This window comes from Bradyrhizobium sp. (assembly GCF_004799445.1).
Taxonomy (GTDB): domain Bacteria; phylum Pseudomonadota; class Alphaproteobacteria; order Rhizobiales; family Xanthobacteraceae; genus Bradyrhizobium.
This window is the reverse complement of sequence record NZ_SSNA01000198.1, coordinates 60,038-86,288: the sequence shown is the minus strand read 5'-3', so window position 1 is coordinate 86,288 and position 26,251 is coordinate 60,038. Positions and strand designations below refer to the sequence as shown.

The following is a 26,251-nucleotide window of genomic DNA, read 5'->3' as shown; positions in this document are numbered from 1 at the left end:
AGAAGCGGTGCGGCGTTCTGGTTCGGGGGCGCTCGCGCCGCCTCGGGAAAAGGTCATCCATTCACCCTACACGGCACGCTCAAAAACCCGCGAAAGCGGGCGCGGCCGCCGCGCACCGGCGCACCGTTCAGCGCGTAGTCGGGAAACCGCGCCAGGAAGCGCGAGATCGCGATCGCGCCTTCGAGCCGCGCCAGCGCCATGCCTGCGCATTGATGCGCGCCGGTGCCGAACGCCAGATGCCGGTTCGGTGCCCGGCCGATATCGAGAGTTTCCGGGTCGTTGAATTGCGCGGGATCGCGGTTGGCCGCCCCAATGCACAGCGTGACCGGGGTGCCGGCCGCCATCGTGACGCCGCCGAGTTCGACGCGCTCCGTCGTCATGCGGTTGCCGAGCTGGTTCGAGCTCTCGAATCGCAAAATTTCCTCGATCGCGGTTTTGATCAAAGCGGGATTTTCAACGAGCCGCTTCTTCTCGGCGGGGTATTCGGACAACGCCACCAATCCGTTGCCGATCAGGTTGGTGGTGGTCTCGTGGCCGGCGTTGAGCAGGAAAATGCAGTTGTGCAGCAATTCCTTCTCGGTCAACCGCTCGGCATTTTCCTCGCCACCACCTTCTCCCTGGATCAGGCGCGTCAGCACGTCGCGTTCGGGGTTGCCCGGCCGCATGCGCCGTCGCTCGACCAGAATTTGCAGGTAGCTGAGAAAATCCTTCACCGCGGCGTTGCCGCGCGCAAACGCCTCGGCGCCGATCACCGGCTCGAGCGCGCCCAGAATCGCCAGCGACCAGCGCCGCAGCGGGCCGCGTTCCTGCTGCGGCACATCGAGCAGATTGCCGATCACCTCGATCGGGATCGCGGCGGCAAAGTCCTCGATCAGATCCGCGTCGCCCCTTGCGGCGATTGTCTCGAGCAGCCGGTCCACCAGTGCGATCAGATCCGGCTCCATCCCCGCGATCGCGCGCGGCGACAGCGCGCCCATGATCAGCCGCCGCACCCTTGTATGCGCGGGCGGATCGTTGAAGACGAGGCTGGTGGTATGGTGCTCGTACAGCAGGGAAGCGCCGTATTTCGGCGTGAATTCCTTTTTCTTGTCCGAGCTGAACAGCCTGGTGTTCTTGTAGGCGGCAACCAGATCGTCATAGCGGGTCAGAAAGTAGGATCCGTTGGGCAAGAGCTTGACCGGCTCATGCTCCCGCAGTGCACGATAGGTCGGATAGGGATCGGCATAGAAATCCGGTGTCAGTTTCTCGATGTCGAAATGGGCCGCCAGCCCTCGCGCGTTCGCATTCATGCTGCCATACTCTTTGGGGGAGACCGATATGCCGTTTTCGCTCTTTCGCAAAGCGCGGCCCCCTCTACAGTCCCACCATCGGAATACAATCACGCTGATGCAACGGAAATGAAAATGCACGCCCGTACCGACGCTACTTCCGAAACGGCGGCCGAAACAACTCCTTCCTGGCCGGACGAGATTTTCGCGATTTTGCAACGTTTCGACGTCCGCCAGGTGCCCTATGTGCCGGATGCCGGGCATTCGCAGCTGATCGAGCGCGTGCTCGGCGCGTCCGCCATGCGTGCGGTGCCGTTGACGACCGAGGAAGAGGGCGTGGCGCTGCTCGCCGGCGCCTGGGCCGGCGGCCAGCGCGGCGTGCTGCTGATGCAGTCGAGCGGCGTCGGCAATTGCGTGAACATGCTGTCGCTGACCCAGATCTTCCGCTTTCCGTTCCTGACGCTGGTGACGATGCGCGGCGAATGGGGCGAATTCAATCCGTGGCAGGTGCCGATGGGGTCGACCACGGCGGGCGTGTTCGAATTGTCGGGGATCAAGGTGTTGCGGGCTTCGCACCCGAGCGAGGTGCGCGAGGTGGTCGAGGCAGCCGCGGGGCAGGTCTACAATGCCTGCACGCCAACCGCGGTTCTGTTGTCGCAGCGCCTGATCGGCGCAAAGGTTTTTACCAAATGAGCAAGGCAAATCTTCTCGAGCGGCGCCGCGTTGTCTCCGCCCTGCTGGCGGGACGCAAGGAGACAATCGTGGTCGGCGGCCTTGGCGCCTCGACCTACGATATCGCGGCGGCCGGCGATCATGACCGTAATTTTTACTTGTGGGGCGCCATGGGCGGCGCCGTCATGATCGGACTGGGCGTGGCGCTGGCGCAGCCAAAGCTGCCGGTCGTGGTGATAACCGGCGATGGCGAGATGCTGATGGGAATGGGGAGCCTTGCGACCGTCGGCCTGCAACAGCCTGCGAACTTCACCATCATTGTGCTCGACAATGAAGTTTACGGCGAAACCGGCGGGCAAGCGAGCCACACGGCGGGAACCGTCGACCTCGTCGGCGTGGCCGGGGCTTGCGGCATAGCGGACGCGCGCACGCTTTCGACCATGGCCGAGATCGAGTCCTTCACGGCCGCCATGCAGGACGTCTCGAGCGGGCCACGGTTTGCCAGTATCAAGATCGACAGCGCCAATCTGGAGCGGGTGCTCGCCAGCCGCGACGGCAGCTTCATCGTGACGCGGATTCGCGGCGCGCTGGGTTACGGCCCGATCTGACGGTGTTGTCGAGCGAAATATACCCTCGGACCTGATCGGGGGCGGACGCCGGTTGGCGCGAAGAAAACGCGTCAATACCAGCGGCGGGTTGGCGTGGTGCATCGCAGCAAATCCCTTGACATCCTATGGAAGGTGAGTGTTTACTTACAACATGAGCACCCTGCGCATGACCGGTGATTTGCGGCGTCAACTGATATTGGGCGCAGCCAAGCGTTGCTTTGCCCGCCACGGCTTTGCCGGGACGACGACCAAAAGCGTTGCGGCGGCAGCCGCCATTTCGGAGGGCTTGCTGTTCAAGCACTTCCCGACGAAGTCGGCGCTCTATGCGGAGATCCTCGCGGAAGAATGCGAGGCTGATCCCGCGCTGCACCGCCTGCTTGAACTCGAACCGTCGACCGCAACGCTGGTGATGTTGATCCGTGAGATGGTCCGCTATTTCCAGGGGGTCGCGGAGGCACCTGATCAGCAGGAAGCCCAGCGTCTGCGCTTGATGCTCACCAGCCACCTCGACGACGGCGAATTCGCGCGGCTGATTTATGAGAAGATCGGAAATCTGATCGGGCCCGTATTCACCGCATCACTGGTGCGAGCGGTGGCGGCGGGGGACGCGTCGACGGTTGGGCGCGAGCCGCTGAACCTGTTCTGGTTCGTGCACCACGCGCTGCTGATGGCGACGCTGACGCGGCTGCCGTCCGCGCCATGCCTGTCCTACGGCAACGCCGCCGATCTCGAACGGCAGCTTTGTGAATTCGTTCTCCGCGGAATTGGGCTCAACGAAACCGCGATTGCCTCTCACCTGGACCGCGACTTTTCGCCGGGTTCGAGGCAACCGGCTATCGCAGAAAGTGCATGACATGAACATCGTGACTGAAGCCAATATCTCGGGTCAACCGGTTGCCGGGAAGCCGCGCGCGCGTCCTGTCAGGATGGTGCGCTGGTCCATCATCGTCGGGCTGCTGCTGGCCCTGCTGGTGGGTGCGCTTGTCGGCTTCAACGCCTTCCGCGCCCACATGATCGCGCAGTTCTTCGCCAACAATAAGCCGCCGCCGGCATCGGTCACCGTTGCCGAAGCGAAGTCGGAGGTCATCCCGAACCTGTTGACGGCGGTCGGCGATCTCGCCGCCGTGCATCAGGTCAATGTCACCTCCGACGTCTCAGGGCGCATCACCGACATCATGTTTACCGCAGGCTCAACGGTGAAGGCCGGAAGCCCGCTGCTGCAATTGTTCGACGGCCCCGAACAGGGCGATCTCGCAAGCTTCAAGGCGCAGGCCACCGGCGCGCAGCTGGCGCTGGATCGCGCCAAGCAACTGGCGGCGCGTCAGTTCGGCCCGCAATCGACGGTCGACGCCGCGCAGGCGACCTATGACCAGGCCAATGCGGGCATCGCCAAGACCGAGGCGATCATTTCGCAGAAGCTCGTGCGTGCCCCGTTCGACGGCGAGCTCGGCGTCCGCCATGTCGAGGTCGGCCAGTTCCTCACCGCCGGCACGCAGATCGTGACGTTGACTGACTTGTCGGTGCTGTACGCCAACTTCACGGTCACGGAGAAGGACAGCGCGGCGCTCCAGGTCGGACAGACGGTGCGGGTTGCCGTCGACGCCTTTCCCGGTCGAACGTTTGAGGGCAAGATCAACGCGATAGAGCCGCAGATCGCCACCGACACGCGCAACATCCGCGTCCAGGCCACGCTCGACAATCCCGATCACATCCTCAAGCCCGGCATGTTCGCGACCACGACGGTGGTGCTGCCGGAAAAGCCGCCGGTCGTCACCGTTCCCGAGACCGCCGTCGATTATACGCTTTACGGCGATTCGGTTTTTCTCATCACCGAGAAGAAGGAGGATGACGGCAAGACCAGCCTTACCGTCGCGCGCACCTTCGTGCGGACCGGCAAGCGTGTCCACGGGCGCGCCGAAATCCTCAGCGGGCTGAAGGCCGGCGACCGCGTGGTCGCGGTAGGTCAGCTCAAGCTGCAATCCGGAGCGGCCGTGGCGATCTCGACTGACCCCGCGCCGCCGATTCCCGCGAATCCGCCGCGTTACTGACAATCGGAGCGTATCGCGATGGTCTGGACCGATATTTTCATCAAGCGACCTGTGTTGGCGGTGGTCGTCAGCCTGCTGATCCTTCTGATCGGCCTTCGGGCGGCGACCGTGCTGCCGGTGCGGCAATATCCGAAACTGTCGAATACGGTGGTCAACGTCACCACCGTTTATCCCGGTGCTGCGCCCGATCTGATTCAGGGGTTCATCACCACGCCGATCGAACAGGCCGTGGCGTCCGCCGAAGGCGTCGACTACATGACCTCTTCTTCGGTGCTGGGTACCAGCACCATCCAGGTCTACATCAAGCTGAATTTCGATCCGAACCAGGCCTTGACCGAAGTCCTCGCCAAGGTGAATTCGGTCAAATACCTCATCCCCAAGGAGTCGAATGACCCGATCGTGACCAAGACGACCGGCCAGACCACCGCGGTGATGTATCTCGGCTTCTCCAGCGAGGTGCTGTCGGGGTCGGCGATATCGGATTATTTGACCCGGGTGGTTCAGCCGGTGCTGTCGACCGTCGATGGTGTCGCGTCGGCCGACATTCTGGGCGGGCAGACCTTCGCGATGCGGCTGTGGCTCGATCCGGTCCGCATGGCCGGCCGCAACGTTTCGCCCACCGACGTTTCCGCCGCGATCGCCGCCAACAATTTCCAGGCCGCCGCAGGCCAGTCCAAGGGCTTTTTGATCGTCTCCAACGTGTCGGCCAACACCGACCTTCAGAACCTCGATCAGTTCAAGCGGATGATTGTCAAATCCAAGGACGGCGGCTTTGTCCGGATCGAGGATATCGCCACCGTCGAACTCGCCGCGCAGAGTACCGACGCCAGCGTTGCCTTCAACGGCGAGCACGCGATCTTCATCGGCGTGCAGGCGACGCCGCAGGGCAACCCGCTGACACTGGTCAAAGGCGTCCGCGCGCTGTTTCCGGAACTCGAACGCAATCTGCCGCCGTCGATGAAAATGAAGGTGGCCTACGATTCAACCAAGTTCATTCAATCGTCCATCGACGAGGTGGAGAAGACGCTGGGCGCGGCGGTCATCATCGTGGTCGTGGTGATCTTCCTGTTCCTCGCCTCGTTCCGGTCGGTGCTGATTCCCGTGGTGACGATTCCGCTGTCGCTGATCGGCGTCTGCAGCCTGATGCTGCTCGCAGGATTCAGTTTCAACCTGTTGACGTTGCTGGCCATGGTGCTCGCGATCGGCCTCGTCGTCGACGACGCCATCGTGGTGGTTGAAAATATTCACCGGCACCTGGAGGAAGGTAAACCCCCGGTGCAGGCGGCGATGCAGGGCGCGCGCGAGATCGTCGGTCCTGTCGTTTCGATGACCATCACATTGGCGGCGGTGTACGCGCCGATCGGTTTCCTCGGCGGACTGACCGGCTCATTGTTCCGGGAATTTGCCTTCACGCTTGCCGGCTCGGTGATCGTGTCCGGCGTGGTCGCGCTGACGCTCTCGCCGATGATGTGCTCGGTGTTCCTCAAGAGCGCCGAAGAGGGGCGTTTCGCCAAAGCGGTGAACCGGGTGTTCGGTGCGATGACGCGCTGGTACGGCCGTCAGCTCGATCGGTCGCTCGACTATCGCCCCATTACGGGGCTGTTCGCGCTCACGATCCTGGGCCTGGTCGGCTTCCTGTACATGCATACTTCCAAAGAGCTCGCGCCGGAAGAAGATCAGGGTATCGTGTTCGCCGTCACCAAGGCGCCGAAATACGCCAACATCGACTATGTGGACTTCTACGGCGAGAAACTCGACAAGTCGTTTGCCAAATTTCCCGAAACCGATCTGCGTTTCGTTCTGAACGGCATCAACGGACCGCAGGGCGGAATTGCCGGAATGCTGCTCAAGCCGTGGGACGAGCGGGAACGCTCGTCGATCAAGCTGAAGCCGCTGGTGCAGGCTGAGTTGAGCAAAATCGAAGGCGTCAACGCTTTCGCGTTCAACCTGCCGCCGCTGCCGGGTGGTCCCGGCGGCCTGCCGGTCCAGATGGTGATCAATTCGACCAGCGGTTTCCAGGCGGTCTACGAGCAAATGATCAAACTGAAGGACGCCGCGCGCAAGAGCGGGTTGTTCATCGTCTCCGACAGCGATCTGGATTTCAACCAGCCGGTGGTTCGGGTCAAGGTCGATCGCTCGAAGGCGAGCGATCTCGGGATCACCATGCAGAATATCGGCAATACGCTGGCGACCATGCTCGGCGGAAACTATGTGAACCGCTTCAACCTCGAGGGACGCTCCTATCAGGTTATTCCGCAGGTGCCGCGCGAAAGCCGACTGTCGCCCGAAGCGCTCGGGAGATATTATCTGTCGACCTCGACCGGCCAGCAGATACCGCTCTCGACCGTGGTCTCGATCGAGACCGGCACCGACCCCAACGCGCTGACCCACTACAACCAGTTGAACTCCGCGACCTTCCAGGCGGTGCCGATGCCGGGGGTGACGGTCGGGCAGGCGGTGGACTTCCTCGAGGGTGAAGCGAAAAAGCTTCCGGCCGGCTTCAGCCACGATTATCTCGCCGACTCCCGGCAATATGTGCAGGAGGGCAATCAGCTCGCGATCACCTTTGGCTTCGCGCTCATCATCATTTTCCTGGTGCTGGCGGCGCAGTTCGAAAGCTTGCGTGATCCGCTGGTGATCATGATCAGCGTTCCGATGGCGATCGTCGGCGCCCTGATCCCGTTGTTCTTCGGCATGGCGACGATGAATATCTACACCCAGGTCGGGTTGCTGACGCTGGTCGGCCTGATCAGCAAGCACGGGATTCTGATGGTGGAGTTCGCCAACGAGCTGCAGCTCAATGAAGGACTTGATCGCCGTTCGGCCATCGAAATGGCCGCACGGGTAAGGCTTCGCCCGATCCTGATGACGACGGCGGCGATGGTCACCGGTTTGCTGCCGCTGCTCAGCGCCACCGGCGCGGGTGCGGCGAGCCGGTTCTCGATCGGTCTGGTCGTCGTCGCCGGCATGACCATCGGGACCCTGTTCACGCTGTTTGTGCTGCCTGCGGTCTATGTGGCGATTGCCACCGACCATCGGGCCTCGGCCGAATCGCAGCGCGCCAAGGAGATCGCCGACTTCGATCTTGCTGCAAAGGCGCTCAGGCCCACTTAAGGTTGTATCCACCGGGCCCGACCGGCGGGTTCTCCCGCCGGTCCGGAGAGCCTGCCGGACCAAATGCGCGCCCGCGTTGCAGCAAGAGACAAGGCCGTGCCTTCTTGCTAAATAGGGCCGGATGAGCATTTCCCTCCACCCGGACGCAGACGGCGGCGCGCTGGCTTCTCCGCCCGCAACAGCGGCCACGCCGGCGGCCAAGCCAGCCGCGACGAGGATCCGTAGTCGGCTGTTCACCAAATACGTCGCGTTGTTCGTCGCGGTGGTCGGCGTCGCGCTCTTGTCCAACGGGATTTTCGAGGTTTTCTTCTACTACCGTGAGCACAAGGCGGCGTTGATTCGCATCCAGCACGAGCAGGCTGAAGCGGCGGCGGCGAAGATCAGCCAGTTCATCAAGGAGATCGAGAGCCAGCTTGGCTGGACCACCCAGTTGCCGTGGTCCGCGGGCTCGATCGAGCAGCGCCGGTTCGATGCCTTGCGCCTGCTGCGGCAGGTACCGGCCATCACCGAACTGGCGCAGGTCGATTCGACCGGCAAGGAGCGCCTGAGGGTGTCGCGCCTGGCCATGGACGTCGTCGACAGCGGGCTCGACCTCTCCAAGGATCCAAAATTCGCCGAAGCCGTCGCCCACAAGGTCTATTACGGGCCGGTATATTTCCGCAGGGAATCCGAGCCCTACATGACGCTGTCGCTGGCCGGCACCCGCAAAGACGCCGGTGTCAGCATCGCCGAGGTCAATCTCAAGCTGATCTGGGACGTGGTGTCGCAGATCAAGGTCGGCGAACGCGGCCATGCCTATGTCGTCGGCGCGCAGGGACGCCTGATCGCGCATCCGGACATCAGCCTGGTATTGCGCAACACCGATATGTCGAAGCTGGCGCAGGTGCAGGCGGCGCAGGCCGGCGGCACCGCCGCAGACCTCGAATCGCTACAGGGCGCCAAGAACATCCAGGGTCAGGAAGTGCTGACGGCGTCCGCGCCGATCGCCCCGCTCGGCTGGACGATGTTTGTCGAATTGCCGGTGGAGGAGGCCTATGCGTCGCTTTACGCCGCGTTGCAGCGCCTGGCCATCGTGCTGGCGGCGGCGTCGATCTTCGCGGTGCTCGCGGGGATATTCCTGGCCCGGCGCATGGTCGGCCCGATCCAGGCGTTGCGCGCCGGCGCCGAGCGCATCGGCAGCGGCGATTTCGCCCAGCGCATCTCGATTCCGACCGGCGACGAACTCGAAGGTCTCGCCAACCAGTTCAACGACATGGGCGCGCGCCTGCAGGAATCCTATGCCGACCTCGAAAACAAGGTCGAGCAGCGCACCGCGGAGCTGACCGAAACACTGCAGCACCAGACCGCGACCTCCGAGGTGTTGCAGGTCATCAGCCGCTCGCCCGGTGAACTCAATCCGGTGTTCCAGACGATCCTGGCCAGCGCGACCAGTATTTGTGACGCCCAATTCGGCCTGTTATTGCTCTACGAAGACGGCGGCTTCCGTTGCGCCTCGATGTTCAATCTGCCGCCGGCCTTTGCCGAAACCTTCTCGCGCAATCCGGTCATCGTGCCGCCGCCGTCCGATCCGCTGGGACGGCTGGCTGCGACCCGGCAGCTCGTTCACGTCGAGAATGTCAGGCAGGAGCCCGACTATGTCGCGGGTTTCCCGCCGATTGTGGAGCTCGCCGAACTCGGCGGCGCGCGGACGCTTCTGCTGGTGCCGATGTTGAAGGAGACCAGCCTTGGCGGTGTGATCGCGATTTTCCGGCAGACCGTTCACGCGTTTTCCGACAAGCAGATTGATCTGGTGACGAGCTTCGCCAGTCAGGCCGTGATCGCCATCGAGAATGCGCGCCTGCTTAACGAATTGCGCGAGCGCACCGACGATCTCAGTGAATCGCTGCAGCAGCAGACGGCGACGACGGACGTGTTGCGGGTGATCAGCAATTCGTCGGGCGACCTTCAACCGGTTTTCGATGCCATGCTCGCGAACGCCACCCGCATCTGCGAAGCCAGGTTTGGCATGATGTGGTTGATCGAAGGAGACGAGGCACGCTGCGTTGCCCTGCACAATGCGCCAGAGGCATTCGCTGAGCTGCGTCAGCGCGAACCGATCATCCGCCCGGGCCCGGACACCGCAATGGGCCGCCTGCTTAAAACCAAGCAGGTCGTCCACATCGAAGACGCGAAGGCGGAGCGCGCCTATGTGGAGGGTGACCCCGTTCGGCGCGCAAATACCGATCTTGCCGGCGCGCGAACCATCGTCGCGGTGCCGATGCTCAAGGAAAACGAGGTCATCGGCGCGATCGGCATATTCCATCAGGAGGTGCACCCGTTTACCGACAAGCAGATCGAACTCGTCACGAATTTTGCCAATCAGGCCGTGATCGCCATCGAAAATGCGCGCCTGCTTAACGAATTGCGCGAGCGCACCGACGATCTCAGTGAATCGCTGCAGCAGCAGACCGCGACCGCCGATGTGCTGAAAGTCATCAGCCGCTCGGCGTTCGACCTGAAATCCGTGCTCACCACCCTGACCGATTCTGCGAAGGCGCTGTGCGGCGCATCACTGGGGATCATTACCTTGCGCGACGGCGAAGTCATGCGGCTGCGGGCCGAATCGGGCTGCACGCCGGCTTTTGTCGATTTCATGGATACCCACCCGATCAAGCCCGGCCGCGACACCATCACCGGCCGGGTCTTCATGGACGGCAAGCCTGTCCACGTCGCAGACGTGCAACTCGACTCCGAGTATAATTTCGGCAATGCTCCAACGATCGGCCACTACAGGGCGGTGCTCGCGGTGCCGCTGATGCGCGACGGCGCGGTCGAAGGCGTGCTGCTGCTGGGAAGGCCGTTGCCCGGACCGTTCAGCCAGCGCCAGATTGATCTGGTGCAGACCTTTGCCGACCAGGCTGTCATTGCCATCGAGAACGTGCGCTTGTTCGAACAGGTGCAGGAGCGCACCAGGGAGCTTTCGCTGTCCCTGGAAGACCTTCGCACCGCGCAGGATCGCCTGGTGCAGACCGAAAAGCTCGCCTCGCTCGGCCAGCTCACCGCCGGCATCGCGCATGAAATCAAGAATCCGCTCAATTTCGTCAACAATTTCTCGGCGTTGTCGGCCGAATTGATCGACGAGCTGAACGATGCACTCAAGCCGGTCGCGCTCGACAGCAAGATTCGCGAGGAGATCGACGAGCTCACCCATATGCTGAAGGGCAATCTCGAAAAGGTGGTGCAGCACGGCAAGCGCGCCGATTCGATCGTGAAGAATATGCTGCTGCATTCGCGCGAGGGTGCGGGCGAGCATCGGCCCGCCGATATCAACGCGATCGTCGAGGAAAGCCTCAATCTGGCCTACCACGGCGCGCGGGCGGAGAAGTCCGGCTTCAACATCACGCTCAAGCGCGACCTCGATCCCGCTGCCGGAATAATCGACCTCTACCCGCAGGAGATCACCCGGGTGTTTCTCAACCTCATTTCCAACGGCTTTTATGCCGCTACCAAGCGCAGGGAAGCCGGCGACGACGGCTTCGAGCCGACGCTGAGCGCGACCACCAAAAATCTCGGCAACAAGGTCGAGATCCGGATCCGGGACAACGGCACCGGAATTCCGGCCGAGGTGAAGGAGAAGATGTTCAATCCGTTCTTCACCACCAAACCCGCGGGCGAGGGCACCGGACTTGGCCTTTCGATGAGCCATGACATCATCGTGAAACAGCACGGCGGCAAGATCGACGTCGATACCGAGCCGGGCGCATTTACCGAATTCATCATTACGCTGCCGCGGGCGGCGGCGGCACAAACACAGGCTGGAGGCGCAAATTGAGTGTTTACATACTCGTCGTTGATGACGAGCCCGATGTCGAGGCGTTGTTCCGTCAGCAATTCCGGCGTGACATCAAATCCGGACGCTTCACCATGGAGTTTGCGCCATCGGCGCCTGCCGCACTGGTCCGGGCTGCCGAGATCAAGGACCCGTCGCTGATCCTGATCCTGTCCGACATCAACATGCCCGGCATGAGCGGCCTCGAAATGCTGCCGAAGGTGCGCGCCGAGCGGCCCGATGTTCCCGTCATCATGATCACCGCCTATGGCGATGCCGAAACGCGCCGCAAGGCGATCGAGCGCGGCGCGGTGGGATTGCTGACCAAACCGATCGATTTTGCGCTGCTGCGCCATGAGATCGATGCACGGCTAGGGCAGGCCGCATGACCGCGACCATCCTCGTCGTCGATGACGAGCCCGATCTCGAGGCTCTGGTCTTGCAGAAATTTCGCAAGCAAATTCGCGATGGCGCGGTGACTTTCATGTTTGCCCATGACGGAATAGAGGCGCTGCAGTCGATCGAGGATCATCCGCATGTCGACATGGTGGTGTCCGACATCAACATGCCGCGGATGGATGGCCTGTCCCTGCTGCAGAAATTGCAGGAGGCGGAAGACAAGAAATCGACCATCATTGTTTCGGCCTATGGCGACATGAGCAATATCCGCACCGCGATGAACCGCGGGGCGTTCGATTTCCTGACCAAGCCGATCGATTTCGGCGATCTCGAAATGACGATCGACAAGACCATCCGCCACGTCGAGATGATGCGCGAGGCGCGCCGCCGCCAGCTCGAGGCCGAGCGCGCGCACGCCTCGCTCTCGCGGTATTTCTCGCCGCAGATCGCCGCAAGGCTCGCTGCCGAAGGCGAGGGTGACGGGATGGAGGTGCACTGGCGCGACGTTGCGGCCATCTTCACCGACATCGCCGGTTTCACCTCACTGGTGGAAACGGCGGCGCCCGAGGTGCTGGGAACGCTGCTCAACGAATATGTCGGCGGCATGACCGACGTCGTCTTTGCCCATGAAGGCACCGTCGCCAAGGTGATCGGCGATGCAATCCAGATCCTGTTCAACGCGCCGGGCGACCAGCCGGACTATGCGACCCGCGCGATCGCATGCGCGCATGATCTCGACGCCTGGTCGGAGAAATTTCGCGAGCGCTGGAAATCCAAAGGCGTGAATTTTGGCGTAACCCGCATCGGCGTTCACGCAGGTCCCGCGCTGGTGGGAAACTTCGGCGGAAGTCGCTTCTTCGATTACACCGCCTATGGCGATACCATCAACACCACGGCGCGGCTGGAAACCGCCAACAAGTTCCTCGGCACGCGCATTTGCGCGAGCGCCGCGGTCGCCGAGGCGGTCAAGGGTTTTCAGGGCCGGCCGGTCGGAGACCTGATGCTGCGTGGGCGCAGCGAGCCGCTGCGTGCTTACGAGCCGCTGCCGCCGGCGAAGTTCGAAGGGCCGGTGACGGCGCAATACGCCGAGGCCTTTGCCAAGCTGGAGGCGGGGGACGCCGCGGCGATGCCGGCCTTCGCAGCACTGGTCGGGCAGTACGCCGATGATGCGCTCGCCGGCTTTCACCTGAGAAGGCTGCTCAACGGCGCCAAGGGCGTTCGGATGCAGCTTGAATGACCTTGATCCGGGATTAAGCTGACATGACGCGCGATTTCGCGGCCGGTGATTATCGTTTCATCCCGGCGGTGTTTCAATATTCGAGCGGTGCTGCGGCCTTGTCCGGCTTTGAGATCGAGCGCGTGCGTTTCGACCGGCTGACCCCGCTGGCCGAAGGATTTGCGCAGGCCGCGAAATATATTCAGGCGGCGGGACGGCCGCTGACCGCGTTTTGCGCCTGCGAGTTGCGCTCGCCAGCGGCGTTTAGCGAGGCCGGATTTCTGGCCTTCAACCGGCATTACGTCAAGACGCTTGCGGAATGGGGCCTGTTCGACGGCACCAGCAATCCGGTGGCGCGCAGCAATGTCTGCCCTGAGATCGATCCGCCGGCCGAGCCGTCATTTTACGCGTTCTCCTTTACGCGGCCGAGCCCGGAGGAAGCCGCTGCCGCGACCCCGGACTTCATCATCGCCGGCGGGGCTGAGACGCGTGGTGGTCCCGGCAGCTATCCCGAGCGGATCGTGCGCTACCGCGATCTCAGCCCGCATGGTCTGAAGGAGAAAATTGGATTTACCGTCCGGGAAATGGAAAGCCGGCTGGCCGCGTTCGCCTTCGGCTGGAAGGACACGACGGCGGTACAGGCCTACACCGTCCACGACTTTCATCCCGTCATGGTCGAGGAGCTGGTCCGCCGTGGCGCCGCGCGTTCCGGCCTGACCTGGCATTTTGCCCGCCCGCCGGTGCTCGATCTCGAATTCGAGATGGATTGCCGCCGCGTGACGCGCGAAACGGTGATCTGAACGCCGTCACCGCGCGCGCGGATCGAGCGCGTCGCGCAGGCCGTCGCCGACCAGATTGAACGACAGTACCACGAGAAAGATGGCCAGGCCCGGCCACAGCGCCATCCACGGTGCATTGGTCAGAAAGCGCTGCGCGGCGTTGAGCATGCTGCCCCAGGACGGCGCGGGCGGTTGTTGCCCTAACCCGAGAAACGACAGCGCGGCCTCGGCGATTATCGCAGCCGCGATCGACAGCGTCGCCTGGACCAACAGCGCCGGCATGATGTTCGGTAGAATGTGGAACAGCGCGATGCGCCAGCGGGGATTGCCCATGGCGCGCGCGGCCTCGACATAGTCTTCCACCTTGACGCTCATGGTCAGGCCGCGGGTCAGCCGCACAAAGATCGGCGTCGTGGAGATACCGATGGCGATCATGGCATTGCCGAGGCTCGGACCCAAAAACGCCGCCAGCGCAATGGCGAGGATCAGGAACGGGCAGGCCAGCATCGCATCGGTGATCCGGCTGATCAGCGCGTCGACGAAGCCGCCACGGTAGCCCGACAACAGGCCGAACGGCACGCCGATCAGCAGCGCAATTCCGACCGAGATCGCGCCGGCGACCAGCGAAGCGCGCGCGCCGTAGATCACGCGGCTGAGGATATCGCGGCCGAGATCGTCGGTGCCGAACCAATGCAGTGCGGATGGGGCTTTTCGCACCAGCGTCCAGCTGGTTGCGATCGGATCAAAGGGCACGATCCAGGGAGCAAACACCGCGAGCGTGATGAAGGTCGCGACTACGACCAATCCCGCCACCGCTCCCTTGCGCTGGAATAGCCGGCGCAGCGCGCGCCGTGCCGGGCTTTCCAGTTCGTCGCCAGTAGAGACGGCGATTGCCGAAAGGGCTGTGTCGGTCATGCGGATCAGGCCCTCAGCCGCGGATTGACGAGGATGTAGGCGATGTCGGCGATCAGGTTCAGCGTGATGTAGATCGTCGCCGTCACCAGCACCACGCCTTGGACGACCGCATAGTCGCGGTTGAACACGGCATCGACGATCAATTTTCCGAAGCCGGGAATGGAGAAAATCTGCTCGGTCAGCACGGCGCCGGACAACAGCGTGCCGAGCTCAAGCGCGCCGAGTGTAATGATCGGCGTCAGCGCGTTACGCATGGCGTGCTTGAGGATGACCGCGCGTTCGGAAAGGCCCTTGGCGCGGGCGGTGCGAACATAATCGCTTTCAAGCACCTGCAGCATGGCGCTGCGGGTATGCCGCATCAGGATCGCGGCGATGGCGTTTCCGAGCACAAAGGCCGGCATGATGGTGGAGGCAAGACTTGCGCGCCAGTTCTCGGAGAGGGGGACATAGCCGGAGGCCGGCAGCCAGCCAAGTTCGATCGAGAACAGGAAGATAAGCATGATCCCGAGCCAGAAATTCGGTGTCGAGATGCCCCACAGCGCAAAAAAATTCGCGCCATAGTCCCAGGCGGTGCCCTTCTTTACCGCCGAAACGATGCCGGCGGGGATGCCGATCAGGAAGGCGATCACGATCGCCATCGACGCCAGTTGCAACGTCACGGGCAGTTTCTGCGCGATCAGCTCGCGCACCGGCACCTTGATGCGGAGCGACTCGCCGAAGTCGCCCGATATCACGCCCTTGACCCAGTAGAAATATTGCACCGGCAGCGGTTGATCGAGCCGGTATTGCGCACGGATCTGCGCGATGACGTTGGGGTCGCGTTCCTCGCCGGCCATCACCAGCGCCGGATCGCCGGGCAGGAGTTGCAGCAGCGAAAAGATCAGCACCGATACGAAGAACAACGTTGGGATCAGCTGCAGGATACGCTTGCCGATAAAGTTCAGCATGGGGCACGCACAATTGAGTTAGACCCGAGTGACGGTGATCGCCAAATCGTTCTCTCCCCCCTGGTGGGGGAGGGACAGGGAGGGGGGTAGCCGCATCGGCAGTCCCCGTGTGGCCCCCCCACCCCAACCCTCCCCCGCAAGGGGGGAGGGAGCAGGAAAGAGCGCGGCGAAAATTCCGTCACTTCAGCTTCAACCCGATGACGCGCACCAATCCATCCGGCATCGGTTGGTAGCCATCGAGCTTTGTCGTGTGCGCAATCAGAATCTTGCGGTGATAAAGATAGATGATGGGCTCGTCGTTGAGCACGGTTTTGGTCAACCCTTCGTAGATCGCCTTGCGTTGCGCCGGGTCGGAGGTGAGGCGCCCGTCTTCCAGCGCCTTGTCGGCCTTTGGATTGGAGTAGCCGCCGTCATTCTGCGGCGCCTTGGTGTGCAGAAAGACGTAGGCATTGCCATCGGGATCGATGCGGCCGCTCCAGTTGATCTGGAACACCTGAAAATCACCGGCCTGGGCCTGCTTGAAGGAAGTCGCAAATTCGATCACCCGAATTTTAACGTCGAAGCCCGCTTCCGCCGCCATCGACTGGACGACCTGGGCCACGGCTTCATATTCCGTCCCTTTGGGCACCATGTAATCGACGCCGACGGGCAGGGGCAGGTTGGATTCCTTGAGCAGCGCCTTGGCTTTTGCGATATCCCGGTTCCGGACCGGAAATGCCCCTTGATAATAGGGATGCTCCGGGCTGACCCATTGATTCCCGACCGTGAACTCACCGTTGAATACGACCTGGTTGAGGGCATCCCGGTCGATCGAGAGATCGAGTGCCTGACGAACCTTTTCCGACTGACTGAGCGCGCCCTTGTTCTTGTCATTGCCGATGTTGATCGTGAGGCCGAGGTAACCGAGCTCTGGCATGGTCGACAGCTTGAGCTTTGGATCGGCGCGCACGTCCTTGATATCGGTCGCTAGCACGCGCTCGATCAGATCGAGGCTTCCGGATTTGAGATTGGCGAGCCGCACCGTGGCATCGACAATCGGCAGGAACACCACGCGGTCGATGAAGACGTTATCCTTGTTCCAGTAGTCGGCGAATTTCTCGAACACCATGCGATCTTGCTGCACCCGCTCGACGAACCTGTAGGGTCCGGCGCAAACCGGATGCAGTCCGAACTTCTCGCCCGCTTCCTTCACCGCCTTGGGGGAAACCATCATGCCGGCGCGATCGGTGAGCTGTGCGATCAGCGGCGAATAGGGTGTCTTGAGCACCAGCTTGATGGTCAGGGGGTCGACGACGTCGACGTGGTCGAGCGCGGCGAGTTCCGGTTTGCGGAACGAGGTGGGCAGCGTGAGATGGCGTTCCAGCGAGAATTTGGCAGCCTCCGCGTCCAATGGCTCACCGTCGTGAAATTTCACGCCCGGCCGTAGTTTGATCGTCATCTCCTTGCCGTCTGCGGAGGTTTCGTGCGACAGCGCAAGCTGCGGTACGATGTTGAGCTTCTCGTCGATATCGAACAGCTTGTCGCAAAACGCCGAGAACACGATGCGTCCGACATAGGTGCGCCCGAGCGTCGGGTCGAGCATGTCCGGATCCTCGGCAAGGCCGATGCGCAGCGTCGTCTGGGCGTGAACGGCCATCTCAGGCGATAGCAGCAACGCCGCCGCGGTTATCGCCACGCGCAAGACTCTCATCAGAAGGTTCTCCATATCCAAATTACGCGACCGCTGGCGGCACTGTCCCGGCTGTATCAACCCCGGAAGAAGCCGATACTTCCCCTGGGCCGCTGAACGCCGCCACCAATCGTTCCAGGGTCGGCGAAAATGAACCGTCGGTGGGCACGATGGCGTCAGGCGGCGGCAGTTCCGCCGTTCGGTGACAGGCCGTTGCATATCCGGTGCCATCTTCGAGCAATTGTGGCGGTTCGACCCGGCAGCGGTCGATCACGTAGGGGCAGCGCGTATGAAAGCGGCAGCCCGCTGGCGGATTGAGCGCGCTCGGCATCTCCCCCTGCAGCACAATGCGGCTGCGTTTTGCCCGCGGCTTGGGCACCGGAATCGCCGACAAGAGCGCACGGCTGTAGGGATGCCGTGGCGAGGCGAACAGCGCCTGCGCGTCCGCGGTCTCGACGATGACCCCGAGATTCATCACCGCCACGCGGTCGGCGATGTGCTTTACGACCGCGAGGTCATGCGAGACGAAGATGTAGGCGAGCCCAAGCCGCTCCTGCAGGTCGCGCAGCAGGTTCAGAATTTGCGAACGGATCGAGACGTCCAGTGCCGATACCGGCTCGTCGCAGATGATGAGCTTGGGTTCGACCGCGAGCGCCCGTGCGATCGCAATGCGCTGGCGTTGGCCGCCGGAGAATTCGTGGGGGTAGCGGCGCGCGAAGCGCGGCTCGAGCCCTACCAGCCGCAACAATTCTTCCACACGCTCGCGACGGCGGGGCCGCGGCACGAGATCGTGCAACGCCAGCGGTTCGGTGAGGATCTGGCTAATGGTCATGCGTGGGTTGAGCGAGGCGTAGGGATCCTGAAAGATGATCTGCGCGTCGCGGCGGAAAGCGCGCAAGCCGCTCGCATTCAGTGCCAGAAGGTCGCGTCCCTCGAAGCTGATGTGGCCGGCGTCCGGCTCGATCAGGCGCAACACCAGCCGGCTTACGGTTGACTTGCCGCAGCCGGACTCGCCGACCAGCGCCAGCGTTTCGCCCGCCTCAACGCTGAAACTGACATCGTCGACCGCCTTGATGAACGCGGTCGGCCGCCCGAATACCGAACGGTCCGCGACGAAGTGCTTTACGAGATTTTTGACCTCGATCAGGGCGGTCACGACACCAGCCTTTCCAGCGGCGCCTTGATGCAGCGCGACCAATGACCGGGACCTAGGTTCACCAGCGGCGGCGGCGCGGCCCGGCAAGCCGCGTCGGCGAAAGGACACCGCGCGGCGAAACGGCAGCCATGCGGCGGGTTGGCCATGTTGGGAACGACGCCCTCGATGGTGGCAAGACGGGAAGTGCGATGGTCCAGTCGCGGGATCGAGCCGAGAAGACCGACGGTGTAGGGGTGTTGCGGGCTCGCGAATAATTCATCCACCGTGGCGCGCTCGACGATCTCGCCGGAGTACATCACCGCGACCTCGTCGCAGACCTCGGCGACCACGCCGAGATCGTGAGTGATGAGGATAATCGCAGCGCCGCTCTCCGCTTTCAGTTCCTGCATCAGATCGAGGATCTGCGCCTGCAGGGTGACATCAAGTGCGGTCGTGGGTTCATCGGCGATCAGGAGCCGGGGATCGCAGGCCAGCGCCATCGCGATCATGACCCGCTGGCGCATTCCGCCGGAGAGCTTGTGGGGATATTCGTCGATGCGCCGTTCCGGCGAGGGGATATGAACGCGACGAAGCAATTCGATCGCGCGTGCTCGCGCGGAGTTACGCGAACCGCCGCGATGGCGCAGGATGGTTTCGATGATCTGGTCGCCGATGGTGAAGCTCGGGTTGAGCGAGGTCATTGGCTCCTGGAAGATCATCGCGAGACGGTTGCCGCGGAGGTCGCGCAGGACATGGTCCGGCACTTCCAGCAGGTCAAAGCCGTCAAAACGGATGGATCCGGTGACCTCTGCCGATTGTTTCGACAACAGGCCCATGATGGCGAGCGACGTCACGCTCTTGCCGCAACCGGATTCGCCGACCAGGCCGAGCGTGGCGCCAACGGCAACGCTGAGATCGACGGTGTCGACCGCATGCGTGGTGCGGCCGTCGTCGCTATGAAAGACGACCCGCAGATCCCTGATTTCAACCAGCGGGGTATCCGTCATTGCTCGCTCTCGGTCGCCGCTTCGATGCCCGCGTCGATAATGCTGCGGTCGGTGATCCCCGCAGGATTGCTGCGGCTCGGCAAATATTTTCGGAAATGCACCCAGCGCTCGCGGCTGACTGTCTCAAGGCGTTCCAGTTCGGCAAGAGGATCGGTGTGGTCGTCGACCCGCAGGTCGAGATCGGACCATTCCTCCTCGCCGTAAATCAGGAGCGCGGCCGACTGCTTGCCGCGCTTGTCGCCGCCCGCGGCCTCGCCGGACCGCATCGCGGCGATCAGGCGCCGCGCGAACGGCATGTTTTCGTTGGCGAGATAGGCGTTCGCGGTATCGTCCAGCACGCGGCCACCCGCAAGCATGTTGCCGGCAACGGAAAAACCGTCGCCCGCGAGATGCCCGCACCAGTCAACGCAATCCTTGCCGGTATATGCGGCGATCCGGCCGCTGGCGTCCATGATGTGCAATTGCCGGCTGGCGTGGCCGGCGTCCGCCGCAATCAGCGTCTCCATCACATCGCGCGGCGCGTGCCCATCCCGCAGCAGCTTCAAGCCGTCGATGCCATAATACGGATTGACCAGCGCCTGGGTCGCGATACCGCCGATACCAGCGGCGATATGGGGCACGCGCGCGCCCACCGCGAAGAATCGCGTCGCGACCGCTATTCCGAACTGGCCGGTGGCATTGTCACGGGCAATGATCGACCAGGTCATCTTCGGTCAGGCCTTTCAGGTCTTCTCCGCCCTTAACGTCCGGCTGCGTAGCCCTGCATGCCCCGCGGATTGGCCGCGGCCCGCCGGCGGCGGCCGACCTTGGATGCGGCGGTCAGGCGGCCCTCCGACCAGTCGGGGCCGATCTCGACGATGTGCCCGCGGTCTCGCAGCGTATCGACGGTCGCTTTCGGCACGCGATTTTCGACCACCAGCACGCCGGGCCGTGCGGTGCGCGGCCAGAACGAGATCGGGAAATGTTCCGAATGCCACGCCGGCGCGTCGATCGCTTCCTGCAGGTTCATTTTGGCATGGACGTGCCGCAGGAAGAATTGCGTGGTCCATTGATCCTGCTGGTCGCCGCCGGGCGATCCCCAGGCCAGATACGGCTCGCCGTCGCGCAGCGCCATCGTCGGGCTGAGCGTGGTGCGCGGGCGTTTTCCCGGCGCCAGCGAGGCGGGATGATTTTCCTCGAGCCAGAACATCTGCGCGCGGCTGCCGAGGCAAAAGCCGAGTTCCGGAATGACCGGCGAGGACTGCAGCCACCCGCCGGAGGGCGTCGCCGAAATCATGTTGCCGGCCTGGTCGATGATGTCGAAGTGCACGGTATCGCCGCGCACCTCGCCGAAGCGCCCAACGGTCGGTTCGCCGGCGCCCATGGCGCCGACCGCCTCGCGGTGGCCTTCCTGACGGCGCAGTTTGACCACCGAGCCGAAGCCTTCGACGGATCCGGGGACGAAATCGAGCGAGGCCTTTTCCGAAATGAGCTTGCGGCGTTCGTCGTTATAGGCATCCGACAACAAGGTGGCGATCGGGATCTCGGTGAACTTCGGGTCGCCATAAAACTTCTCGCGGTCGGCAAAGGCTAGTTTGGCGCATTCGACCTGCAGATGGATAAATTCCGCGCCAGCCGGGTCCAGCCCGTCGAGCTGAAAACCCTTCAGCAGCGCAAGCTGTTGCAGCATCACCGGGCCCTGGCTCCAGACGCCGGCCTTGCAGACGGTGTAGCGGCCATAATCATAGGTCAGTGGCGCTTCGATGGTCGGTTGCCAGCGCGCCATGTCGTCGGCTGAGAGCACGCCACGATGCGGCGAGCCCGAGACGTCCATCACCTCCTGGGTGCGGCAGAACCGGTCGATGGCTTCAGCCACGAAGCCGCGCGACCACGCCTTGCGCGCGGCTTCGATCTGCGCGACGCGGTCGGAGCCTGCGCTTTCGGCCTCCTTGAGGATGCGGGTATAGGTTTCCGCCAACTGCTTGTTGGTGAAGAGCGTGCCGGGTTTCGGCACTTCATTGTTGGGCAGGTAGACCGCGGCCGACGAGGTCCAGTGTTTCCGGAACAATTGCTCGACCGTCTGGATGGTGGCTGAGGCGCGCTCCACCAGGGGATAGCCGTCGCGGGCATAGGCGATCGCCGGTTCCAGCACGTCGCGGAGCCGCAGGGTGCCGTAGCCGCGCAGCAGCAGCATCCAGGATTCGAAGGTGCCGGGAACGCAGGCGGCCAACAGCCCGGTGCCGGGCACCATTTCCAGGCCCTCGCTCTTGTAATGCGCAATCGTCGCGCCCGATGGCGCGGGGCCCTGGCCGCAAATCACCTCGGTGCGCCCGCACTTGACATCGTGCACGATGATCGGCACGTCGCCGCCGGGGCCGTTCAAATGCGGCTCGACAACCTGCAGCGTAAACGCGGTGGCGACGCCGGCGTCGAACGCATTGCCGCCTCGCTCAAGGATGCCCATTCCGACTGCGGTGGCGATCCAGTGGGTGGAGGTAACCACCCCGAAAGTGCCTTCGATCTCGGGTCTGGTGGTGAACGGATCGGGGTTAATCTTGCTCATGGGCATCCATTGTTGCGGGCTTTATTTGCGCGCACTTGACCACAACCGGGACGCGCTGCCAACCGGCTCCCATCCTTGTGATTATGCGGGCAACACGGCCTCGGCGGGCTTGTTGACGGCGTGACAGGCGACGCCGCCGATCAGCGCGGGAGCCTTTTGCCGGCAAAGGTCGAAAACCAGCGGACAGCGCGGATTGAAGGCGCAGCCGGGCGGCGGGTCGATCGGATTGGGGATCTCGCCCTTGACGGGAATCCGCTGGCGGCCGGACATCGCGAGATCCGGCACCGCGCCCAGCAGCATTTTCGTGTAGGGCATTCGCGGTGAAGCGAAAAGCTCGCGACCCTCCGCGATCTCGACGATGCGGCCGAGATACATCACGCCGATGCGGTTGGCCATATGTCGGACCACGGCGAGATTGTGGCTGATGAAGAGGTAGGTCAGACCGAATTTGTCCTGCAGGTCGCGCATCAGGTTAAGGATCTGCGCCTGCACCGAGACATCGAGCGCGGAGGTCGGCTCATCACAGACGATGAATGCGGCCTCCGAGGCCAGCGCGCGCGCGATCGCGATGCGTTGCCGCTGACCGCCGGAAAATTCATGCGGATATTTCCAGCCGTCGTCGGCGTGCAGGCCGACCAGACCAAGCAATTCGCCGACGCGCGCGCGAATATCGCGCTCACCCTGGATCAGGTCGAAAGCGCGGATCGGTTCGGCGACAATGGCATCGACCCGAAGCCGCGGGTTGAGGCTCGCATAGGGATCCTGGAAGATCATCTGGATCCGGCGGCGCAGTTGCTGGCGCGCCTGTAACTGGTGGGCGTCGCTCATCGAAACCCCGTCGATGACGACTTCGCCCGAGGTCGGCGGCAACAGCCCGACCACCATTCGCGCCACCGTGGTCTTTCCCGAGCCGGATTCGCCGACCAGCGCAAAGGTCTCGCCTTTGGCGATGTCAAAGCTGACGCCATCGACCGCTTTGAGGAATTCGAGGTGGCCGCCTTCGAGCATGCGGTTGAGCCACGGTTTCGAAACATCGAAAACGCGGCGCAGGTCCTTGACCTCGACAAAGGATGCTGACGTCATGCCGCGGTGTCCTTTGCGGCGGTGTCATAGAGATGGCAGGCCACGGCCTGAGTGCCAACCGCGATCGGCTCCGGGCGTTCAATCCGGCAACGATCGAACACGAAAGCGCAGCGCGGGTTGAACGGGCAGCCTGGCGGAATCGCGGAAAGCCGCGGCATCGAGCCGGGGATCTGGACCAGCCGCTCGGCGTCGCTTGCCAGCGTCGGGATCGCGCCCATCAGGCCCTTGGCATAGGGATGCAGCGGGTTCTGCACGACATCCCTTACCGGACCGATTTCGGCGATCCGGCCGGAATACATCACGGCGACGCGGTCCGAGGTCTCGGCGATCACGCCCATGTCGTGGGTCACCAGCATGACGGCGGTGCCGTGATCGCGCCCGAGGCGTTTTATCAAGGAGATGATCTGGGCCTGTACCGATACGTCGAGCGCCGTGGTCGGCTCGTCGGCGATGATCAGTTCCGGTTCGGCGCAAATCGCGAGCGCGATGACGACCCGCTGGCGCATGCCGCCGGAAAATTCGTGCGGATAGCCGTCGATACGTTTGTCAGGCGCGGGAATGCCGACTTCGGCGAGCAGATCGATGGCGCGCCTGCGCGCGGCCGGTTCGGAAAGATTGGTGTGGGTTCGGATCGTCTCGATCAGCTGATCGCCAATCCGGTACAGTGGATTGAGGCTAGTGAGCGGGTCCTGAAAAATCATCCCGATCCGCTTGCCCCGGATACGGCGCATCTGCTCTGGCGGCAGGTTGTCGATCCGCAGGCCGGACAGATAGATCTCGCCACCGGCAATGCGGCCGGGCGGATCGATCAGGCCGATCACCGCAAGACCGGTAACGGATTTTCCGGCGCCGGATTCGCCCACCACGCCCAGCACCTCGCCCTTGGCGATGTCGAAGGAAATGCCGTCGATGGCGCGCAGCGCATGGTGGCGGGTGACGAATTCGACCCCGAGGTTGCGCACGGAAAGGACAGGTTCGGTCATGCGGTCGGATACACTCGAGTTGCGGCGCCTCTCATCGGAGCTTCGGATTGAGCGCGTCGCGCAGCCAGTCGCCGAGCAGATTGATCGAGAGGATCAGCGCGGCAAGCGCAAACCCGGGAAAGGCAACGATCCACCACTCGCCGGCGAACAGGTAATTGTTGCCGATCCGGATCAAGGTGCCGAGCGAAGGCATGGTATCGGGCATGCCGGCGCCCAGAAACGACAAGGTGGCTTCGGTGATGATCGCCAGCGCGAGATTGATGGTCGCGATCACCAGGATCGGCCCCATCGCATTCGGCAACACGTGCCGCAGCATGATCACGGGGGCAGGGAGGCCGATCAACTGCGCCGCGGCCACGTAATCCTTGCTTTTCTCCACCATGACCGAGCCGCGCACCGTGCGCGCATATTGCACCCAGAAACTCAGGCCGATCGCAAACACCAGCACCGCCAGCGTACTCATGGCGTCCATGCGGTTGCCGAACATCGACTTGGCGACGCCGTTGATGAGCAGCGCGATCAGGATGGCGGGGAAGGTCAGTTGCACGTCGGCGATCCGCATGATCAGGCCGTCGACCGCTCCGCCGAAATAACCGGCGATCAGGCCGAGCATGATGCCGAGCGTGCCGGAGAACAGCACGCCTAGAACGCCGACGACAAGCGAGAGGCGCAAGCCGTAGAGGATGGCGGAAAATACGTCGCGGCCCTGCTCGTCGGTGCCGAGCAGGAACGGGCTTTGGCCATCGGCCGTCCAGAGCGGCGCAATTCGCGAATTCATCAGCTGAAGCTGCGCCGGATCGAACGGATTCTGCACGGCGAGCAGCGGCGCCAGGATCGCGAGCAGGAAGAACAGCAACGTCACGGCGGCGGCCGCCATGGTGAGCCGGGAGCGGCGAAACGAATAGAACACGTCGCTTGCGAGCGCGCGACGAAGCCAGCGATCCGGCGTCGCGCCGGCATGCGACGCGTTCGGATTGGCCTGGTGCGGGACGGCGGTGTCGGACATGCGTTCTCTCGGGATCAGGCTGGGCGGTCGATAGTAGAGCGCAGGCGCGGATCGACCACGGTGTAGAGAATGTCCACCACGAGATTGATGGTGACGAAGATCAGGGACACCATCAGCAAGTAGGCGGCCATGATCGGGATATCGACATTTTGCACCGCCTGCACGAACAGAAGCCCCATGCCCGGCCACTGGAAGACGGTTTCAGTGATGATCGCAAATGCAATAACCGAGCCAAATTGCAGCCCGGCGACCGTGATGACGGGGACCAGGGTGTTCTTGAGCGCGTGACCGAAATGTATCGCCCGCGTGGTCAACCCCCGCGCCCGCGCAAAGCGGATATAATCGGTGCGCAAGACCTCCAGCATCTCGGCCCGCACCAGCCGCATGATCAGCGTCATCTGGAACAGGCCCAGCGTGATCGAGGGCATGATCAGGGCCTTCAGGCCGGACACCGTGAGCAGCCCGGTGGTCCACCAGCCGAATCGCACGACATCGCCGCGGCCGAACGAGGGCAACCAGCCCAGTACCACCGCGAACAGATAGATCAACAGGATGCCGATCAGAAAGGTCGGCAGCGAAATGCCGATCAGCGAAACCGCCTGGAATATCTTCGCCAGCAGCGTGTCGCGCTTCAGCGCCGAATACACCCCCATCAGGATGCCAACCACCATCGCCAGGATCGTGGCGCAGGTGGCGAGTTCCAGCGTGGCCGGCATCCGCTCCTTCAGAAGGTCGGCCACCGGCAGGCGGAACTGATAGGAGACGCCGAACTTGAACTGCGCCGCGTTGGCGAAATAGCGGGCGAACTGCACCGGCACGGGATCGTCGAGGCCGAGCGATTTGCGGATTGCGGCGCGCTCGGCGGCCGAGGTGTCGATGGAGACGATCTGGTTGACCGGATCGCCGGCGAAGCGGAACATCGAAAACGAAATGATCCCGACGGCGATCATGACGCCGATGGCCTGGATCGCCCGGCGCAGAGTGAAAGCGAGCATCTGTTCCTTTCACTGCTTTTGGACGGCATGGCCCGAAACGACAAGTCCCGGAAGCGG

The 26,251-nt window shown here is 63.1% G+C and carries 21 protein-coding genes; 9 read left to right on the top strand and 12 right to left on the bottom strand.

Annotated features, from left to right (window positions below):
- Positions 1-53: 53 nt before the first annotated feature.
- Entirely contained in the window at positions 54-1,289 is a 1,236-nt protein-coding gene (locus E8A46_RS25140) for a cytochrome P450 (protein ID WP_291567143.1), read from the bottom strand.
- Between the two features lie 114 nt (positions 1,290-1,403).
- Here E8A46_RS25140 and E8A46_RS25135 point away from each other — a divergent pair, with 114 nt between their 5' ends.
- The 9 genes from E8A46_RS25135 to E8A46_RS25090 all read left to right on the top strand — a co-directional run bounded on the left by E8A46_RS25135 (position 1,404) and on the right by E8A46_RS25090 (position 13,933).
- Positions 1,404-1,961: a phosphonopyruvate decarboxylase gene (locus E8A46_RS25135; protein WP_291566985.1), complete on the top strand. Its 558-nt coding sequence runs from the start codon at positions 1,404-1,406 to the stop codon at positions 1,959-1,961.
- Positions 1,958-2,548, top strand: coding sequence for a thiamine pyrophosphate-dependent enzyme (locus E8A46_RS25130; RefSeq protein ID WP_291566983.1), 591 nt, complete (start codon positions 1,958-1,960; stop codon positions 2,546-2,548). Before E8A46_RS25135 ends, E8A46_RS25130 begins: the two co-directional genes overlap by 4 nt.
- A 151-nt stretch (positions 2,549-2,699) precedes the next feature.
- Positions 2,700-3,401 carry a TetR/AcrR family transcriptional regulator gene (locus tag E8A46_RS25125; RefSeq protein ID WP_291567141.1) on the top strand — a complete coding sequence of 234 codons (702 nt, stop codon included), beginning with the start codon at positions 2,700-2,702 and terminating at the stop codon, positions 3,399-3,401.
- A gap of 1 nt (position 3,402) precedes the next feature.
- The gene (locus E8A46_RS25120; protein ID WP_291566982.1) at positions 3,403-4,596 is read left to right on the top strand and encodes an efflux RND transporter periplasmic adaptor subunit; all 1,194 of its coding nucleotides are present in this window, start codon (positions 3,403-3,405) and stop codon (positions 4,594-4,596) included.
- An 18-nt stretch (positions 4,597-4,614) separates the two neighbouring features.
- The gene (locus tag E8A46_RS25115; RefSeq protein ID WP_291566981.1) at positions 4,615-7,710 is read left to right on the top strand and encodes a multidrug efflux RND transporter permease subunit; all 3,096 of its coding nucleotides are present in this window, start codon (positions 4,615-4,617) and stop codon (positions 7,708-7,710) included.
- Between the two features lie 121 nt (positions 7,711-7,831).
- Positions 7,832-11,521 carry a GAF domain-containing protein gene (locus tag E8A46_RS25105; RefSeq protein ID WP_363252523.1) on the top strand — a complete coding sequence of 1,230 codons (3,690 nt, stop codon included), beginning with the start codon at positions 7,832-7,834 and terminating at the stop codon, positions 11,519-11,521.
- Positions 11,518-11,907 carry a response regulator gene (locus tag E8A46_RS25100; protein ID WP_291566979.1) on the top strand — a complete coding sequence of 130 codons (390 nt, stop codon included), beginning with the start codon at positions 11,518-11,520 and terminating at the stop codon, positions 11,905-11,907. Before E8A46_RS25105 ends, E8A46_RS25100 begins: the two co-directional genes overlap by 4 nt.
- Complete coding sequence (locus tag E8A46_RS25095) at positions 11,904-13,154, top strand: adenylate/guanylate cyclase domain-containing protein (RefSeq protein WP_291566977.1); 1,251 nt, start codon at positions 11,904-11,906, stop codon at positions 13,152-13,154. Before E8A46_RS25100 ends, E8A46_RS25095 begins: the two co-directional genes overlap by 4 nt.
- Before the next feature lie 23 nt (positions 13,155-13,177).
- Positions 13,178-13,933: a hypothetical protein gene (locus E8A46_RS25090; RefSeq protein ID WP_291566975.1), complete on the top strand. Its 756-nt coding sequence runs from the start codon at positions 13,178-13,180 to the stop codon at positions 13,931-13,933.
- Between the two features lie 6 nt (positions 13,934-13,939).
- Here the strand turns inward: E8A46_RS25090 and E8A46_RS25085 are convergent, their stop codons facing one another.
- From E8A46_RS25085 to E8A46_RS25035, 11 genes are all read right to left on the bottom strand, one after another.
- Positions 13,940-14,827 carry an ABC transporter permease gene (locus E8A46_RS25085; RefSeq protein ID WP_291566973.1) on the bottom strand — a complete coding sequence of 296 codons (888 nt, stop codon included), beginning with the start codon at positions 14,825-14,827 and terminating at the stop codon, positions 13,940-13,942.
- 5 nt (positions 14,828-14,832) lie between these two features.
- Positions 14,833-15,774, bottom strand: coding sequence for an ABC transporter permease (locus E8A46_RS25080; protein ID WP_291566970.1), 942 nt, complete (start codon positions 15,772-15,774; stop codon positions 14,833-14,835).
- A 178-nt stretch (positions 15,775-15,952) separates the two neighbouring features.
- Complete coding sequence (locus E8A46_RS25075; RefSeq protein WP_291566968.1) at positions 15,953-17,464, bottom strand: ABC transporter substrate-binding protein; 1,512 nt, start codon at positions 17,462-17,464, stop codon at positions 15,953-15,955.
- 22 nt (positions 17,465-17,486) lie between these two features.
- Positions 17,487-18,599, bottom strand: coding sequence for a dipeptide ABC transporter ATP-binding protein (locus E8A46_RS25070; RefSeq protein ID WP_291566966.1), 1,113 nt, complete (start codon positions 18,597-18,599; stop codon positions 17,487-17,489).
- Positions 18,596-19,585, bottom strand: coding sequence for an ABC transporter ATP-binding protein (locus E8A46_RS25065; protein ID WP_291566964.1), 990 nt, complete (start codon positions 19,583-19,585; stop codon positions 18,596-18,598). Before E8A46_RS25065 ends, E8A46_RS25070 begins: the two co-directional genes overlap by 4 nt.
- Complete coding sequence (locus E8A46_RS25060) at positions 19,582-20,292, bottom strand: DUF1028 domain-containing protein (RefSeq protein ID WP_291566961.1); 711 nt, start codon at positions 20,290-20,292, stop codon at positions 19,582-19,584. Before E8A46_RS25060 ends, E8A46_RS25065 begins: the two co-directional genes overlap by 4 nt.
- 32 nt (positions 20,293-20,324) lie before the next feature.
- Positions 20,325-22,127: a gamma-glutamyltransferase family protein gene (locus E8A46_RS25055; protein ID WP_291566959.1), complete on the bottom strand. Its 1,803-nt coding sequence runs from the start codon at positions 22,125-22,127 to the stop codon at positions 20,325-20,327.
- An 81-nt stretch (positions 22,128-22,208) separates the two neighbouring features.
- Positions 22,209-23,210, bottom strand: coding sequence for an oligopeptide/dipeptide ABC transporter ATP-binding protein (locus E8A46_RS25050; RefSeq protein WP_291566957.1), 1,002 nt, complete (start codon positions 23,208-23,210; stop codon positions 22,209-22,211).
- Positions 23,207-24,193 carry an ABC transporter ATP-binding protein gene (locus tag E8A46_RS25045; protein ID WP_291566955.1) on the bottom strand — a complete coding sequence of 329 codons (987 nt, stop codon included), beginning with the start codon at positions 24,191-24,193 and terminating at the stop codon, positions 23,207-23,209. The genes E8A46_RS25050 and E8A46_RS25045 overlap by 4 nt, the downstream gene beginning before the upstream one ends.
- 31 nt (positions 24,194-24,224) lie before the next feature.
- Positions 24,225-25,199 carry an ABC transporter permease gene (locus tag E8A46_RS25040; RefSeq protein ID WP_291566953.1) on the bottom strand — a complete coding sequence of 325 codons (975 nt, stop codon included), beginning with the start codon at positions 25,197-25,199 and terminating at the stop codon, positions 24,225-24,227.
- 14 nt (positions 25,200-25,213) lie between these two features.
- Positions 25,214-26,194 (bottom strand): ABC transporter permease, encoded by a 981-nt coding sequence (locus E8A46_RS25035; protein WP_291566951.1) that lies wholly within the window; start codon positions 26,192-26,194, stop codon positions 25,214-25,216.
- Positions 26,195-26,251 lie beyond the last annotated feature (57 nt).

Coding starts and splice junctions, on each gene's coding strand:
- E8A46_RS25140 (WP_291567143.1), bottom strand. CDS start 1,289: ATGAATGCGAACGCGCGAGGGCTGGCGGCCCATTTCGACATCGAGAAA.
- E8A46_RS25135 (WP_291566985.1), top strand. CDS start 1,404: ATGCACGCCCGTACCGACGCTACTTCCGAAACGGCGGCCGAAACAACT.
- E8A46_RS25130 (WP_291566983.1), top strand. CDS start 1,958: ATGAGCAAGGCAAATCTTCTCGAGCGGCGCCGCGTTGTCTCCGCCCTG.
- E8A46_RS25125 (WP_291567141.1), top strand. CDS start 2,700: ATGAGCACCCTGCGCATGACCGGTGATTTGCGGCGTCAACTGATATTG.
- E8A46_RS25120 (WP_291566982.1), top strand. CDS start 3,403: ATGAACATCGTGACTGAAGCCAATATCTCGGGTCAACCGGTTGCCGGG.
- E8A46_RS25115 (WP_291566981.1), top strand. CDS start 4,615: ATGGTCTGGACCGATATTTTCATCAAGCGACCTGTGTTGGCGGTGGTC.
- E8A46_RS25105 (WP_363252523.1), top strand. CDS start 7,832: ATGAGCATTTCCCTCCACCCGGACGCAGACGGCGGCGCGCTGGCTTCT.
- E8A46_RS25095 (WP_291566977.1), top strand. CDS start 11,904: ATGACCGCGACCATCCTCGTCGTCGATGACGAGCCCGATCTCGAGGCT.
- E8A46_RS25090 (WP_291566975.1), top strand. CDS start 13,178: ATGACGCGCGATTTCGCGGCCGGTGATTATCGTTTCATCCCGGCGGTG.
- E8A46_RS25085 (WP_291566973.1), bottom strand. CDS start 14,827: ATGACCGACACAGCCCTTTCGGCAATCGCCGTCTCTACTGGCGACGAA.
- E8A46_RS25080 (WP_291566970.1), bottom strand. CDS start 15,774: ATGCTGAACTTTATCGGCAAGCGTATCCTGCAGCTGATCCCAACGTTG.
- E8A46_RS25075 (WP_291566968.1), bottom strand. CDS start 17,464: ATGAGAGTCTTGCGCGTGGCGATAACCGCGGCGGCGTTGCTGCTATCG.
- E8A46_RS25065 (WP_291566964.1), bottom strand. CDS start 19,585: ATGACGGATACCCCGCTGGTTGAAATCAGGGATCTGCGGGTCGTCTTT.
- E8A46_RS25060 (WP_291566961.1), bottom strand. CDS start 20,292: ATGACCTGGTCGATCATTGCCCGTGACAATGCCACCGGCCAGTTCGGA.
- E8A46_RS25055 (WP_291566959.1), bottom strand. CDS start 22,127: ATGAGCAAGATTAACCCCGATCCGTTCACCACCAGACCCGAGATCGAA.
- E8A46_RS25050 (WP_291566957.1), bottom strand. CDS start 23,210: ATGACGTCAGCATCCTTTGTCGAGGTCAAGGACCTGCGCCGCGTTTTC.
- E8A46_RS25045 (WP_291566955.1), bottom strand. CDS start 24,193: ATGACCGAACCTGTCCTTTCCGTGCGCAACCTCGGGGTCGAATTCGTC.
- E8A46_RS25040 (WP_291566953.1), bottom strand. CDS start 25,199: ATGTCCGACACCGCCGTCCCGCACCAGGCCAATCCGAACGCGTCGCAT.
- E8A46_RS25035 (WP_291566951.1), bottom strand. CDS start 26,194: ATGCTCGCTTTCACTCTGCGCCGGGCGATCCAGGCCATCGGCGTCATG.